The organism is Paenibacillus terrae, assembly GCF_000943545.1.
Taxonomy (GTDB): domain Bacteria; phylum Bacillota; class Bacilli; order Paenibacillales; family Paenibacillaceae; genus Paenibacillus; species Paenibacillus terrae_A.
On sequence record NZ_JTHP01000058.1, the window covers coordinates 1 to 14,903 of the forward strand.

The following is a 14,903-nucleotide window of genomic DNA, read 5'->3' on the forward strand; positions in this document are numbered from 1 at the left end:
CCTTCACCCAGCTCCGGGAATTTATATTCAAATTTAGCCACGTTTAAAACCTCCCAAATTTACGGTGTGCTTTAATTAAAATTCCAGTACTTTATTAACCGCATCAATGATACGTGTTGGCGTCGGCAACCAAGTATCTTCAATTTGAGCAAAAGGATAAATGGTATCTGGACCTGCCACACGCAGAACTGGTGCTTCCAGATGCAGAATTGCTTTTTCGTTAATTTGTGCAATCACTTCAGCAGCTACGCCAGAGCTCTTTTGCGCTTCTTGAACAACGATGGCACGATTTGTTTTTTGAATGGAAGCCACGATTGTATCAATGTCAATTGGGCTAACGGTACGCAGGTCAATAATTTCGACTTTAATACCTTTTGTTTTTTCCAGTTCATCAGCAGCTTTGACAGAAGTGTGTACCATCAAACCATAAGTGATGATTGTAACATCGGAACCTTCACGAACTACGTTCGCTTTACCCAGCTCAATTGTGTAATCATCCTCAGGAACTTCAGCGCGGAATGCATGGTACAAGTTCAAATGCTCCATGAAAAATACTGGATCGTTATCGCGAATAGCCGCGATCATCAGACCTTTTGCATCGTAAGGATTGGAAGGAACAACAACCTTGATACCAGGTGTTTGAGCCAAAAGTCCTTCCAGGGAATCTGTATGCAGCTCAGCCGCTTTAACCCCGCCGCCAAAAGGCGTACGGAATACGATTGGAGAATTGTAGCGTCCACCGGAACGGTAGCGCATACGGGATGCTTGAATTGCCATTTGGTCGAGTGCTTCAAAGATAAAGCCTACGAACTGGATTTCAGCTACAGGGCGGAAACCTTGGATACCCAGCCCCACAGCAAGACCCCCGATTGCGGATTCCGCCAACGGAGTATCAAATACACGTTCTTCGCCAAACTCTTTTTGCAGACCTTCTGTTGCGCGGAATACACCGCCTACATGACCTACATCTTCACCGAAAAGCAGGACGTTAGGGTCGCGTTTCAACTCTACGCGCAGTGCGTCACGAATCGCTTCTTTCATGTTCATTTGTGCCATTTGCTTCATTTCCTCCTTAAACATTGACAGATCAGTTTCAGTTCAGGTCCAATTGAAAGACAGACCGGATCGGGATGCCGCCCGGTCTCTCTGATTTATTTCAAGCTCAATTATTTAAAATCAGCTTTTTGTTCTTCCAGATGCTTAGGCGTAGATTCGAACATGCTGTCGATCAGACCGGAAATGGTCATTTTTTCTGTTTTCTCGGCTTTTTTGATCTCTTCGTTCACTTTCGCTTTAGCTTCTTCTTTTACGCGAGCTGTATCTTCTTCAGTCCAAAGACCTTTTTTCTCAAGATATTTCGCAAAACGGGCAATCGGATCTTTCGCATTCCATTCGCCCTCTTCTTCTTTCGAACGATACTTACTTGCATCGTCAGACAGGGAATGTGGACGGAAACGGTAAGTTACAGCTTCGATCAATGTCGCGCCTTCGCCGTTACGTCCGCGTTCAGCAGCTTCTTGAACAGCCTTGATAACTGCGAGTACGTCCATTCCGTCGATTTTCACGCCTTTGATACCGGCAGCAACGGCTTTGTGAGCGATAGAAAGAGCAGCCGTTTGCTTCGCAAATGGAGTTGTGATTGCGTAGCCATTGTTTTGCACAAAGAAAATAACTGGCAACTTGTAAACACCGGCATAGTTCAGGCCTTCGTAGAAATCACCTTCGGAAGAACCGCCGTCACCTGTATATGTAATGGCGACTTGTTTTTGTTTTTTCAGTTTGTAACCCATTGCAATACCCATAGCATGCAAGATTTGCGCGCCAATGATGATTTGCGGCATCAGTACATTAACACCGTCTGGCACTTGGCCGCCGTGTTGATGACCACGGGAATACAAGAAAGCTTGGTATAATGGCAGGCCATGCCAAACGATTTGCGGAATATCGCGGTAGCCTGGAGCAATAAAATCTTCTTTTTGGAGCGCATATTCGCTACCAATCATGGTTGCTTCTTGTCCGGATACCGGAGCGTAGAAGCCGAGACGTCCTTGACGCCCTAAGTTAACGGCACGGTCATCCCAAGTACGTGTAAATACCATTCGATACATAATTTCTTTCAATTGATCATCTGTAAGTTTAGGCAACATATCTTTATTGATAATTTCACCATCCGGAGAAAGTACGGACAGAGCCTCAACTTCCTCTGTGTACACTTCATAAGGAACCTTGCTCATTTTCTTCACCTCAACAAAAAAATTTGAATATCAAGTTCCGCTGTTATAGGATTATTATACACCTGTTATATTGCTTGCGTCAAAGATTTAGTTATTTTTTTTGAGTTCGCCACATTTTTGTTTGTGTAACAGGGAACATTTTTTACTATAACAGCTTAGTACATGATTGAAATTTTAAACATCTATTGCAATCAGGGTAATCTTAACTTATTGTGATCCCGAATGCAAAATTATACCCCAGAAAGGTGACAAATAATGACGGATTCCCGGTATTTGAAACGAACCATCCTAAAAGACGAAATAAACAGCCGCTTTCTTGGCGAAACCAGAACACTCCGTATTTATTTACCGCCCGGCTATAATGAAATTTTGAGCTACCCGGTCGTGTACTGTCAGGACGGAGAGGAATTTTTCAATTTTGGCCGTATAGCAACACAGGCAAACCGTCTCATTCTGGACGAAGGTGTTGAGCCTTTCATCATCGTCGGCGTTGAAGTCAACACGAAAATCAGAACTCAGGAGTATGCTCCCTTTGGCAATCGCTTTGAGGCGTACACCGCCTGTTTTGCAGAAGAGATTATTCCCTATGTGGAACAGAAGTATCCTATAAGAAGAGATGCATCGTCCCGGATTCTGGCTGGAGATTCACTGGGAGGCAGTGTGTCTCTGCATTTAGCCTTGCTATATCCCCAACTGTTCAATCGTATTATCAGCCTGTCCGGTGCTTACTATGAAGCTTCACAAGAAATTATCGCTCGTGAGCGTGATCTGTCCCATCTGCGGGTGTGGATGACGGTTGGTCTTCAAGAAGATGCGTTTGAGAGCGACACCGGCATTTACAATTTTGTAGAACTTAACCGCCAATGCGCAGATTTGCTACGCGAACGGAACGCCGAGGTTTCCTATCGAGAAAAGGACGGCAAGCATTTGTGGGGCTTTTGGCAAAATGAGCTGCCTGACGCACTAATGTATTTTTTAGATCGCGCCTGAGTGAAGCTTTTCCAAAGCTACAGAGATTACCGGGGATTGGGCATTTGTTGACCAGATTAGGTCGTTACGCTCTTTCCTCTTTTTTCTCCGAATGTTGGATACGCTTTCAAAATTGTAACGAAAAACGGCATTTTTTGCCGTCTTCTGTCGTTCACATTATAGCTTTTCTTCTATGATTTTGTCCAGCAAGGCATTGCATCCCGCGTCCATCAATCGATATGTTTCTTCAAAATTTCCGGTAAAATACGGGTCCGGCACCTCTCTCAGCTTTTCTTGTGGCAGCAGGTCCATGAATTTTAAAATGTCAGCCTCCGCTCCGCCCGCGAGTTTGCGCATGTTTCGCTCATTGGAATCATCCATACACACGATATAATCAAACGCTTCAAAATCATGGCCTTTCATCTGTCGCGCCTGTATACCTTGTTCACTAATTCCGTGCAGCTTGAGCTGCTTTAGCGTTCCCTCATGCGGGGGATTTCCGATATGCCAGTCTCCTGTTCCTGCCGAGTCTACCCGAATTTTCGCACCTAGTCCCCGTTCCTGCGCTTTATGTCTCAGTACCGCCTCTCCCATAGGGGAACGGCAAATATTACCCAAACACACAAACAAAACGTTAATCATTTCGCTCTCCTTCCTAATTACACATTACAATTCCTTTTTTCTGTTCCATTGTAGCTATGCCCTCCAAAATTGTGCAAGCCATATTTAACGCGTTATACTTAAAAGCTGATGAGCTATGTAGACGTATGGCAGAAGAAAGGATGTTGGATATGACGAAGAAGCGCGCAATTGTATTTTCCGGCGGTCGTCTTGGCGAGGAAGATCTACAACAAATACAACCCGGGGATTTCATTATTGGTGCAGATAAAGGCGCCCTTTTCCTGATCGAACACGGCATTACGCCACACGTATCTGTAGGAGACTTTGATTCAGTAACACCTGAGGAAAAGTCACGGGTTGAATCTGCAAGTAAACGTATGCTTTCGTGCGATCCGGTACTCAAGGACCTGACAGATACAGAGCTTGCTCTGGAAATTGCCATGGATGAGCAGGCAGAGCATGTGCTTATGCTTGGCGTTACGGGTACGCGGATGGATCATACGCTGGCTAATGTTCAAATATTGGTGCGTGCGATGCAGCATCATATAGGCTGTGCCATTATGGACGCCCATAATTATATTGAACTCACTGGATCAACGCTGGAGATTGAGCCTATGGGCTATACATATACATCGCTAATTCCTATGACTGCCGAAGTAACCGGTATAGAGCTGGATGGATTTATGTACCCACTGCATAATGCCACACTTAAAATGGGACAATCACGCGGTGTCAGCAACCAGCTGATCGCTCCAAAAGGAACGATTTCCATCGAAAGTGGACTGCTGCTTGTGATCCAAAGCAAAGATTAATTATGACATTATTGTAACCTTTGAAAAAGAACTTTTTTCGTTTGAAACCCTTGATAATAAAGAGTTTTATCATGTATCCCGATTTTTGAGATTCGATATTTTTTACAAATTGTAATTTTTAATCGTTTTTTAATAATTGGCGTGTAAGCCTTGTCCCTCAAGCATTTGAGAGTATTTTTCCAACTATTAGGCGGCTTCAAAGCTGTTATACTCAACGCTGTCAGTTAGTTAGCAGCTCAGCAAAATATTATACAAATCAATTTCTGGAGGTACTTACAACATGAACATGCATAAAATCATAAAAAAGGCAATTATCACAGGAATGGCAGCCACTATCGGCTTTGGAACGTTTGCATTAGAGGGAACAAATACGGCTCAAGCTGCCACCGCTACTTCTGCAGGTCAAAAAGTAATTAACTACGGTGAAAAATATCTGGGGACTCCCTATAAATTTGGTGCTTCCACAAGCACAACACGCAATTTCGATTGCTCTTCCTTCATGAAGCACATATTTCAGAAATACGGCGTCGACTTGCCTCGTACCTCTGTTGCACAATCCAATGTTGGACATGCCGTATCCAAGTCCAATCTGAAAAAGGGTGACCTTGTGTTCTTTTCGAGCGGTAGTCGCGCCACAGGTCGCAACATTACCCATGTAGCGGTCTATGTAGGCGGAGGTAAAATTTTACACACATACGGCAGACCTGGGGTTACTTTCTCCGATTTGAACTCCAGCAACTGGAAAAGAACATACATCAAAGCACGCCGCGTGCTGTAGCATTCATTTGATTTAGCCTTTTCAAGCCGGGACTCTGGGTCTCGGCTTTTTTTATATTTCCCCATACTTTACTACTCTACTTCAGGGGGTGTTCTGAGTGAATAGCCGATGCCTCGTTCCGTGCGAATCATTTTGAATCTTTGTCCTTTGTCTACCTTGACTCTCAAATGCCTGATATACACGTCTACTACGTTCGTATCAACAATATAATCATGCTTCCAGACATCCTTCAAAATTTGCTGCCTGCTGCAAACCTGATTTAGATGAATAGCCAGATGAAACAAAAGATCAAATTCTTTCGGAGTTAATTCCAGCTTCTGTCCGCCTCTGCTTACCAGTCTACTTCCACTATCAATATGTAAATCACCCGCCTGTATCGGCCTTTTCACATCACGTTCAGTACCAAAAATCCGCAATAAATTGGCCACTCTGGCTTGAAACACTTTAGGGGAAAAGGGTTGGACAATCACATCGTGTGCTCCCTGCTCAAAACAGGAAACAATATGGTTCTCATCGTCTGATGAGGTCATTACGAACATGGGAACAGTGGGATCATTTTGCTGCATGATGCGGATCAAGCCTTGTGTATTGGCCTGCTCATTCTCCATATTAAGTAGCAGCAAATTCACAGAATTTTCGTCTAAATAGGACTCTCCCTCCGCTACATTGCGGGCGTAAACCACCTGATAGCCTTCCTGCTTCAACTGACGTGTATACGTAGTAGCAGATGCTTCATTCCCATCCACGAGTAAAATTAACGGGTTCATTCTTCTCACCCACCTGTGTTTGGACATAGGACTGCAATATGGATACAGACGTATTTGATACAAACGATTCGAACCTATTTATTATATTGTAACAAAAAAGCAGTGAAATCATTCCACGAAGGAAGACTTCCTGCTTTTACGGTTTAGCCTAAATAGCGGTGATAGATTTTCCTTGCTTCTGTGACATCTTTTGTTCCGTGTATTAATGCTCTCCCATCTGCAAAAATAACCAAACGGTGCGTCCCTACACTAAAAGAAACCAGAAACGGATTTTGCTCCACTCTTCCCTCTCCCAAAGAAGCTAGTCTGTCTGCTGTTTCTTTAAGATTCACCTGTATCGGCTTCGCTGGTCTAATTTGAACGGTATCCCGGCCGCACAGTACATCTGTTTTCTGGCGATGGGCTGCCGACAAATAAGGGTAGGTCGGATGAGTGCCACAAGAAGGACAATCCGCTTTTTTGACACTGTCTACTGCTATCGCTACATACTCATTTTGCCACAGATCAAACGAAAGCAGCTTCCCCCTAAGATCCTCCGGGTATCCACCAAGTAGCTTGAAGGCTTCTGTGGTCTGGTTGGCCGTGACCATCTGCACCGCCTGTGCTATAATTCCCGCGGTATCACAGGTTTCTCCGCCGAACGGTACAGTTCCAAGCAGACAATGAAGACAAGGCGTTTTCCCTGGTAAAATGGTATAGGTTACCCCATAGCTGCCAACACATCCCCCATAAATCCAGGGAATGCGATGCTTTTGTGCCATATCGTTCATAAGTAGCCGGGTATCAAAGTTGTCGGTGGCATCCATAATGAGGTCCACTCCCTGAATCAGCTCCTCCAATTCCTCTACTCCAACATCCAGTACATGTGCGTGTATGATCGTTTCCGAATTGATTTCCTTTAGTCTTCGCTGTGCAGCTACTGCTTTGGGGCACCTTTCTGCGGCGTCATTCTCCTGAAAAAGCTGCTGGCGCTGCAAGTTACTCCATTCCACATAATCCCTGTCTGCGATGGTCACAGTGCCTACGCCTCCGCGAACGAGCGTTTCCGCAATTCCGGTACCTAGCGCTCCAGCGCCTATGATCAGTACGTGGGACGAAGCCAGTCGGCGTTGTCCTTCCGGCCCGAAAGGGGTGAATCTTTCCTGTCTGGAATAACGATCATTTTGTTGTATTTGTACACCAGCTTTTTCAGTCGACTTCATGCCTGAACCAAGCCTTCTGTCGGGCTACTTGCCGAGGCATAACGTTTTACAGGAATCAGGCCCGCCTCAAAACCGTATCTGCCCGCGCGAACAGCCAGCTTCATCGCCTCAGCCATTTTCACAGGGTCCTGAGCTCCAGATACAGCTGTATTCAACAGCACGGCATCTGCCCCCAGTTGCATCGCCATTGCCGCATCTCCAGGTGAGCGAATGCCGGCATCGACGATAACCGGAACCTCCGCTTGTTCAATAATGAGTTCCAATGAGAACGGGTTTAGCAGGCCGCGTCCTGTACCAATGGGTGAAGCTCCAGGCATAACGGCATGTACACCAAGATTTTGCAGCCTTTTGGCCAGAATCACATCATCCGATATGTAAGGCAGCACGATAAAACCTTCCTCCAGGAGTTTTTCGCTGGCCTTGAGCGTTTCAAAAGGATCAGGCAGCAATGTCTTGCTATCCCCAATGACCTCCACCTTAATCATGTCGCACAGACCTGAGGCTCTCGCCAGCTTAGCGATACGCACTGCCTCATTCGCCGTTGTCGCTCCTGCCGTATTGGGAAGCAGCGCATAACGACTCAAATCCAGTGTATCCAGAAAATGTTGCTTATCCCGTTCCTCCAAATTTAATCTCCGCACAGCAAATGTTAATATTTCGGTCTCCGCAGCTTCCACAGCTTTGGATTGAATATCCAGATCGGGGAATTTTCCTGTACCCAATAACAGCCTTGACGTAAAAGATGCTTTACCAATCGTTAACATGATTAACCGCCTCCCACAAAATGTACAATTTCCAATCTATCTCCATCCTTCAGTACCGCTTCATCATGATCTTCACGAGTCAATATGTGACGATTCAGCTCCACCACTACAGTTTTCACTTTCAAATCCAGCTCTTTCAGCAGTTGATCCACATGAATGATCCGATTGGAAAAGGTCATGTTCTGACCGTTAATCGTCAGCTTCATTTGCTCGCCTCCTTTATACGTTCAGGAGAAAAGCCGCTTATTCCAAGCTCAGCCACACCAGCCCCTTTTAACAGAGCTGCTATCGCACGCCCGGTAGCTTCACTCAGCAACACGCCGTTCCGGTAGTGCCCGACCGCGACATATACCCCTTTTACGCCGGGAACAGGCCCAATACAAGGTCGCCCTGCTACTGCCTGGGGACGCAAGCCCGCCCAAGTGCGTATAAAAGAAGCTTCACGGACACGAGGCAACCAGGCAGAAGCACGGGCCAGCAGCCCCTCCAGGCTTCCAATGCTCACCTCTTTGTCATGTTGATGCGGCAGACTCGTCGCTCCAATCCAAAGCTCGTTGTTCCGTTTGGGCACTAAGTAAATATCATCGGCGTAAATAGTATATTCCAATGGATGATCCTTCAAGGAGACTGCAACAGCCTCACCCTTGACCGGATTAAGCGGATATTCAAAACCCACCTGCTCCAGCAGTCTCATACTATCCAAGCCTCCAGCAATAATGACCTGTTTGCAGGAAAAAAAGCCACTGTCTGTTTGTACGCCACAAACTCGCCCATTCTTTACTACGAGTTGCTCCGCCTGTGTACCGGAGCATATTGTTGCTCCCAGTTCGACAGCTGCCCCCGTATAAGCACGACAAAGCTGGGCAGGAGAAATTTGCGTCTCCTTTGATCGGTATATAGCCCCGATCACTTGACCATCCAAACCTGGAATTCTGCGGGCCAATTCTCTGGAATCCCACCACACAGGATGATCAACCTCTTGCGCAATAGCCGCATTCCAGCGTTTTTGCCCCTCTGCTTCCGAACGGAAGGGAGTCACAAATCCTTCTGTACGGAATTCCACCGAAACACCAGACAAACGCTCTAGGTCACGAACCAGCTCGGGAAATGCATCCCGGCTTGTGCGAGCGAACTGTGCCAACTCCGGGTCGGTGAATTCTTCACTCTCTGCTGCCAGCATCCCAACCGCAGCCCCTGAGGCTCCCTCGCCCGGAATGAATCGCTCCACCAATATCGTACTGCGCCCCTCCTTGGCCATATGATAAGCAATGGAGCTACCGATGACACCTCCACCAATGATCAAGCATTCAGCGTGTCCAATAGCTGGTGACTTTGTTTTTATCTCTGGCATATGTTCCATCTCTCCTCTCCACTAACGATTCTGCTTGCGACGATCTCCTACTTCCGTTTCACCACTACAGGCTGTGCACTACCCGATCCGCCATTCGCTTGTACGCCATCGCAGCCGCAACGGGGGACTCAGCCTCCCAGATGCCGGACATCACCGCAATTCCGCTTGCACCCGCAGTATACAGCTCGTGAATGTGGCGTGGTTGTATGCCGCCTATAGCAATCACAGGAATGCTCAATAACCTGCTTATGCGCTCAAGCTGTACTAAACCTTGCGGAGTAACACCAGGCTTGCAGTGAGTCTCATATACATGGCCATAGAGTACATAATCCGCTCCTGCTTGTTCGGCAGCCTGTGCCTCCTCCAAAGAATGCACCGACACCCCGCACCGCGTACCCTCTGGAAGTATACTTTTGACATCCATAACAGGTAATCCGTTAGCCGGTAGCTGGATAGCTCCGACGGAGGTAAGCATAGCAACATCCACCCGGTCATTTACTGCAATTTGCTGTAAAGGAACTCCTCGATTCACCATACTGCGGGTTAAAGCAAGCAATTCAGATGCGCCCTTCTGCTTCAAGCGCACGTGTACATAATGAACATACGGATGAATAGCAGCAGCCACTTGGGCAGTATGTGCATGTGCACTGGAATCGCCTTCCATCGTAATTACGTGCAATTCGATCTTATTCTCACCTCACAATGGACTAAATGTTTGTAAGCTGACCCTGTATCTTTACAGTCTCATATCGTGCTATACGGTATGGACTAGCCACGTTTACCAGCAAAAAAATGAAGGGGTACGGTATATGAATACAAATATATGAACACGAATGAAAACGCAAAAAAACCACTTCCCGAAGGAAGTGGTTAAACGTACGTCCAATAACCAAACGGATCATTATATCCGTATACGTATATCGTCCCACGTACAAACAAAGTAATAAATTCGTTACCTCGTTTGTACGGCGCTCACTTCCCTACGCTGGCATAACCCAGATCAGGTGCAAAGGGTCCGAAATCCGTTTATTCCGTCTCAGCCGCATGGGCGGCTCCCCTAGTGTAACTATTTAATTGTATCAGCTAAAGATAGCTTAGCATAATTTCCTAATCCTGCAAACCCTGCTTCTTGTGAAGCTTGGTACAGAACTGGATATTTAGTTGACTTTACTTGTCCATTCTTCCACATTCCACGTTTTGGTTACCCAATCCTCATAAAAGTCCGGTTCGTGAGATACGAGCAGCACCGTTCCTTTGTATTCCTTCAAGGCACGTTTCAGCTCATCCTTCGCTTTGATGTCCAAATGATTGGTAGGTTCATCGAAAAGCACCCAATTGCTTTCCCGCATTAGCAGTTTGCATAGGCGGACTTTGGCCTGCTCACCACCACTGAGCGCGGATAGTGGACGGGTGATATGCTCATTTTTCAAACCGCAACGCGCCAAATGCGCTCTTACTTCATGCTGGTTCAAGTGCGGGAATTCATTCCACACATCCTCAATCGGTGTAACTTTCTCTGCCCGTACTTCTTGCTCAAAATAAGCTGGCTGCAAGAAATCCCCTTGATAGGTCTTGCCGCTGATCGGCGGAATTTTTCCCAGAATGGTTTTGAGCAATGTCGATTTACCGACACCATTGTAGCCCACAATCGCAATTTTATCACCACGTTCAATCGTCATGGTCATTTTAGGCAACAGGGCATGGGTGTAACCAATTTCAAAATCAATACCCTCAAATACCGTTTTCCCACTCGCACGTGCTTCTTTAAATTGGAATGTTGGTTTAGCCGCTTCCTCCGGTTTATCAATACGCTCGATTCGATCAAGCTGCTTCTCACGGCTCTTCGCCCGACCTGACGTAGAGGCGCGCGCCTTATTGCGTTGAATGAAATCTTCCTGTTTCTTAATAAAATCCTGCTGCTTCTCATAAGCTTCAATATGCTGGCTTTTGTTCAGGTCTGCCATTTCAAGGAACTTTTCATAGTTGGCTGAATAACGGGTCAGCTTAGCAAATTCAAGATGATAGATGACATTCACGACCTGATTCATAAACTCAGTATCATGAGAAATAAGAATAAACGCATATGGATAATCCTTCAGATAACGTGTAAGCCATTCAATATGCTCTACATCCAAATAGTTGGTAGGCTCATCCAGCAGCAACACATTCGGCTTTTCCAGCAGCAGCTTGGCAAGTAGGACCTTCGTCCGTTGTCCACCGCTAAGTGCGGAAACATCCCGCTCCAGTCCTATTGCGGAAAGGCCCAATCCATTCGCCATTTCTTCAACCTTCACATCGATGAGGTAAAAGTCCCCCATATCCAGTTGTTCCTGAATTTCACCCATCTGTTCCAGCAGCACTTCCAGTTCTTCAGGAGAAGCTTCCCCCATCTTGTCAGTGATCTGCATCATTTCCTTTTCCAATTCCAACAATGGGAGAAAGGCGTCCTTCAGTACATCCCGCACCGTTTTACCAGGTGTCAGCTTGGTGTGCTGATCCAAATACCCATAACGTACACGTGGAGTCCATTCCACTTTGCCTTCATCCTTAAGCAATTTTCCGGTCAGGATGTTCATCAGTGTCGATTTACCAACACCATTGGCTCCCACCAAACCTACACGTTCCCCTCCAAGCAATCGGAAGGATACATTTTTAAACAATGCGCGGTCCCCAAAGTTATGGGATACATTTTCTACAGTCAATAAACTCATAAGCTGTTTTTGGCTCCTTATTGTCATCGGCGATGCCGACTGTTCTTATTTCATATGCATTTCTTTCAAAGCCTTATTGTAGCACATCCAGTAGCCTTATCGGAATATTGAAAATGGGTGAATTTGAAGGATTTTGATATTGTCTGCTTATAAAAAAAGAAAAACCACTCGTAGGAGTGATTTATTTAAAGATTGTTTAAAGATTTTATTTATTATCATTATCACATTTGTATTCAAAATACCCTGCGGCTGCCGCAGATTTTTCATCTGTAAAACGCTCTTCCGCTTTAAAGGGGGCTGGGCAGGACTCTCTGTAAAAATATTTCATTCCGGTATCCGACTCTACGCCGCCGATCACGGCTTGTTTCCTGACGACTCTCCCGCCACCAAACCCATAGTTATTATAGTACCTGTCTCCAACCGGGATTCCCTGAATAAACGCCATCAGCCCCACATCATCTACCGTGTTATACCATTCCTCTTGTGAGATGAGCGGTAGCGTGAAAGTATAGGATACACCATTATGTGCTGCCTTTTCGTTATGGAGATTAATGAGTCGGCTCAAATCCTCCTGAATGCTGTGGACAATGGTGGAACGTCGTACTTGCTCAAAAGCTTCCGGGTCATTAAGCAACGAGATCGTTGTCTGTCCCTGAAGCTCCTTCTGAAAGCCCTCTACCCACCTGTGATTCCGAGCATCATAGGCATGTACATAATTGTCCAAAGTAAATCCAACACTGTTACCTACTGAATCAACGTAGGCATAAGGTTTTTTTTCACTCCATTTGGGTCCTTGGACAGCTTGTCCATGCTCATCTGTGTAAGATTCGGAAGCAAACGCATAATAGCCGTCATAGTCCAGAACCATAAGAGCAGGCATATAATCCAATAGTGCACGTTGTGCCACTGTATCCCCATCAATTCCCATGTTAAGAAAAAGGCTATGCAGAAAGGTGTGCAGCGCTTCTTCTTTATCTACACGAAAAAACTTGTCCGAGCCATACCCAGCCTCTCGTTCCTGACGTTCATTCTGTGAAAGCACGACACCAGCACCCTGAACTGCGGTACGGAGGGCCGAGGTATATTTCATTTCCAGTTGTTGTACTTCGCGCTGATTCTGCACCCGCAGGTCACTAACTACGCCAAAGGGCAAAAACAGCAGGATAAATATAACTGCAAAATCAGTAATCTTCATTCAGAACCATGCCCCCGTAAGAAGCTGTAACCGCCGGTTTGCCGCTATCTGCCCCACCAAGAAGCCATGATTTGTACAAGTCCGCAGGAGTGCGATTCGTATTGTGCACCCGCACTGTAAAATAATCTCCTGACATTATGCTATACCGACGTGTTTGATCTGACTTTGGCTGCTGATTGTCAGGAAACAGTACAGGCAAGATTTGCGGGTTATAGTATCCATCATATACGGAGGCATAGTAGCCAAGAAAGGTGTCCGGCTTCGCATAATCTGCATAGTCAGGTACATATTTTTTGTGCATATGCTCCAATTCAACCTCATACGTATTTCCCGTCAGCTCTAGCTCACGCATAAAATCGTTATACATCGTCGGTGTAATATATCCCTTGGTTCTCACCATATCAACAAAACGTACAGTTGAATGATACGTATTTAACCCGGATATATCGTCCTGTCGTTCAGCGGCTTGAGCGGCGGGCACTATGTACAAGAGCAATACAGCGAGCAGTGCCCCCAACAGCTTGGATATAGATTGAACCACTTCAGTCCTCCCCCAATTTCTCAAAACGTATGGATTGTATATCTCCATACTGATCACGCTGTGGATGCATGGAATATAAAGAGGAAGCTTCGAGGGCTGATACATCGGGCTCGAACGGTTCAGAATACATATCGTACACCGTACCATCGACTTGAACAGGAATGCCTTCCTGCAAGTTCATACGGATTGCCTGCATAACTTGAGTTCCTTTGACCCGTTCTGGCATACTCACCTCTAAAGTACGATTGATACGCCCCTCGGAATGCTCCTCCTGCTGCGATCTTAATTCCAGTGTAGTGCCCATCTGACTGGACAGTTCTGCTGCCGATGCACATGCGGTTATAAACAGCGTAACTGACACACCAAGCCGCAGCATACTTGAAGCGTGATCAGACATGCTACCCATCTCCCTTACAATTGATATCCTTATTCTGCTTCCTAGGATTGGGTAAACAACAACCCGCGTACAACGTTCGATTTATCCTTGACGATCTCGGCCTTGAATTTACCACTTGGATTTACATATTCGTTTTCTTTCTCATTCAGCGTATTCGTTATTTTCCCAGTCTTGTCGCTTCCACCATTCACCGCTCCATACTGTTCACTGTCTGGGCTAATGTTCAGAGCATTACCATACCACTGACCCGTCATGTTTTTTCCGGTTTTAATCTGAATTCCGAATTGGTCCTTACCTTGAAACTTCCGTAGCGCATTGGTCACTTGGGACCCGCTGATCGTTGTACCGTCATATACCGTAAAAGAGGCTTGAGACAATTCGGTCTGGATATCGGCAAAATTGTTTTGTGCCGTTTTGGTTGCCTCCTGTGCTGAAATAAACAAAATAACTACAATTGTGATCAGTGCAATGGTCAAAAATATGCCAGCAGCTACTTTTAAGGCTGTTGATGCGTTATTCATTATTTTTCTCTCCTTAGCTTGTAATATCGTAATATTCGTA

General features: G+C 45.9%; 17 protein-coding genes and 1 riboswitch. Of the genes, 3 read left to right on the forward strand and 14 right to left on the reverse strand.

Translation table 11 applies throughout. The features are described 5' to 3' along the window. Nucleotides 1–75 precede the first annotated feature (75 nt). Together QD47_RS22625 and pdhA are read right to left on the reverse strand one after the other, a co-directional pair. Entirely contained in the window at nt 76–1,056 is a 981-nt protein-coding gene (locus QD47_RS22625) for an alpha-ketoacid dehydrogenase subunit beta (RefSeq protein ID WP_044648251.1), read from the reverse strand. Nucleotides 1,057–1,166: 110 nt separating this feature from the next. After that, the gene (pdhA, locus tag QD47_RS22630) at nt 1,167–2,234 is read right to left on the reverse strand and encodes a pyruvate dehydrogenase (acetyl-transferring) E1 component subunit alpha (protein WP_044648252.1); all 1,068 of its coding nucleotides are present in this window, start codon (nt 2,232–2,234) and stop codon (nt 1,167–1,169) included. A gap of 255 nt (nt 2,235–2,489) precedes the next feature. Here pdhA and QD47_RS22635 point away from each other — a divergent pair, with 255 nt between their 5' ends. Further along, complete coding sequence (locus QD47_RS22635; RefSeq protein ID WP_044648253.1) at nt 2,490–3,224, forward strand: alpha/beta hydrolase; 735 nt, start codon at nt 2,490–2,492, stop codon at nt 3,222–3,224. A 156-nt stretch (nt 3,225–3,380) separates the two neighbouring features. Here the strand turns inward: QD47_RS22635 and QD47_RS22640 are convergent, their stop codons facing one another. Beyond that, nucleotides 3,381–3,845: a low molecular weight protein-tyrosine-phosphatase gene (locus tag QD47_RS22640; RefSeq protein WP_044648254.1), complete on the reverse strand. Its 465-nt coding sequence runs from the start codon at nt 3,843–3,845 to the stop codon at nt 3,381–3,383. A gap of 149 nt (nt 3,846–3,994) precedes the next feature. Between QD47_RS22640 and QD47_RS22645 the strand changes: the two genes are divergently transcribed. Then, nucleotides 3,995–4,636, forward strand: coding sequence for a thiamine diphosphokinase (locus QD47_RS22645; protein ID WP_044648255.1), 642 nt, complete (start codon nt 3,995–3,997; stop codon nt 4,634–4,636). Nucleotides 4,637–4,916: 280 nt separating this feature from the next. Beyond that, nucleotides 4,917–5,414 carry a C40 family peptidase gene (locus QD47_RS22650; protein WP_044648256.1) on the forward strand — a complete coding sequence of 166 codons (498 nt, stop codon included), beginning with the start codon at nt 4,917–4,919 and terminating at the stop codon, nt 5,412–5,414. A 71-nt stretch (nt 5,415–5,485) separates the two neighbouring features. Here the strand turns inward: QD47_RS22650 and QD47_RS22655 are convergent, their stop codons facing one another. From QD47_RS22655 to QD47_RS22705, 11 genes are all read right to left on the reverse strand, one after another. Beyond that, entirely contained in the window at nt 5,486–6,181 is a 696-nt protein-coding gene (locus QD47_RS22655; protein WP_044648257.1) for a response regulator transcription factor, read from the reverse strand. Nucleotides 6,182–6,324: 143 nt separating this feature from the next. Beyond that, nucleotides 6,325–7,383 (reverse strand): thiazole biosynthesis adenylyltransferase ThiF, encoded by a 1,059-nt coding sequence (locus QD47_RS22660; protein ID WP_044648258.1) that lies wholly within the window; start codon nt 7,381–7,383, stop codon nt 6,325–6,327. Then, on the reverse strand, nt 7,380–8,147 hold the full coding sequence (locus tag QD47_RS22665; protein ID WP_044648259.1) for a thiazole synthase: 768 nt from the start codon (nt 8,145–8,147) through the stop codon (nt 7,380–7,382). The genes QD47_RS22660 and QD47_RS22665 overlap by 4 nt, the downstream gene beginning before the upstream one ends. A gap of 2 nt (nt 8,148–8,149) precedes the next feature. Then, the gene (gene thiS, locus QD47_RS22670) at nt 8,150–8,353 is read right to left on the reverse strand and encodes a sulfur carrier protein ThiS (RefSeq protein WP_044648260.1); all 204 of its coding nucleotides are present in this window, start codon (nt 8,351–8,353) and stop codon (nt 8,150–8,152) included. Continuing rightward, complete coding sequence (gene thiO, locus QD47_RS22675) at nt 8,350–9,498, reverse strand: glycine oxidase ThiO (protein ID WP_044648261.1); 1,149 nt, start codon at nt 9,496–9,498, stop codon at nt 8,350–8,352. Before thiO ends, thiS begins: the two co-directional genes overlap by 4 nt. A 64-nt stretch (nt 9,499–9,562) precedes the next feature. Then, a complete protein-coding gene (locus QD47_RS22680) occupies nt 9,563–10,177 on the reverse strand; it encodes a thiamine phosphate synthase (protein ID WP_268794269.1) in 615 nt (204 codons plus the stop codon). Between the two features lie 281 nt (nt 10,178–10,458). Beyond that, nucleotides 10,459–10,567: riboswitch (TPP riboswitch) on the reverse strand. An 88-nt stretch (nt 10,568–10,655) separates the two neighbouring features. Beyond that, nucleotides 10,656–12,209, reverse strand: a complete 1,554-nt coding sequence (locus QD47_RS22685) for an ABC-F family ATP-binding cassette domain-containing protein (protein ID WP_044648262.1) — start codon at nt 12,207–12,209, stop codon at nt 10,656–10,658. A 205-nt stretch (nt 12,210–12,414) separates the two neighbouring features. Beyond that, nucleotides 12,415–13,404 (reverse strand): hypothetical protein, encoded by a 990-nt coding sequence (locus QD47_RS22690; RefSeq protein ID WP_044648263.1) that lies wholly within the window; start codon nt 13,402–13,404, stop codon nt 12,415–12,417. Beyond that, nucleotides 13,391–13,945 (reverse strand): hypothetical protein, encoded by a 555-nt coding sequence (locus QD47_RS22695; RefSeq protein ID WP_044648264.1) that lies wholly within the window; start codon nt 13,943–13,945, stop codon nt 13,391–13,393. Before QD47_RS22695 ends, QD47_RS22690 begins: the two co-directional genes overlap by 14 nt. Nucleotide 13,946: 1 nt before the next feature. Continuing rightward, entirely contained in the window at nt 13,947–14,342 is a 396-nt protein-coding gene (locus QD47_RS22700; protein WP_044648265.1) for a hypothetical protein, read from the reverse strand. Nucleotides 14,343–14,383: 41 nt separating this feature from the next. Beyond that, complete coding sequence (locus QD47_RS22705) at nt 14,384–14,863, reverse strand: hypothetical protein (RefSeq protein WP_014281476.1); 480 nt, start codon at nt 14,861–14,863, stop codon at nt 14,384–14,386. Nucleotides 14,864–14,903: the final 40 nt, after the last annotated feature.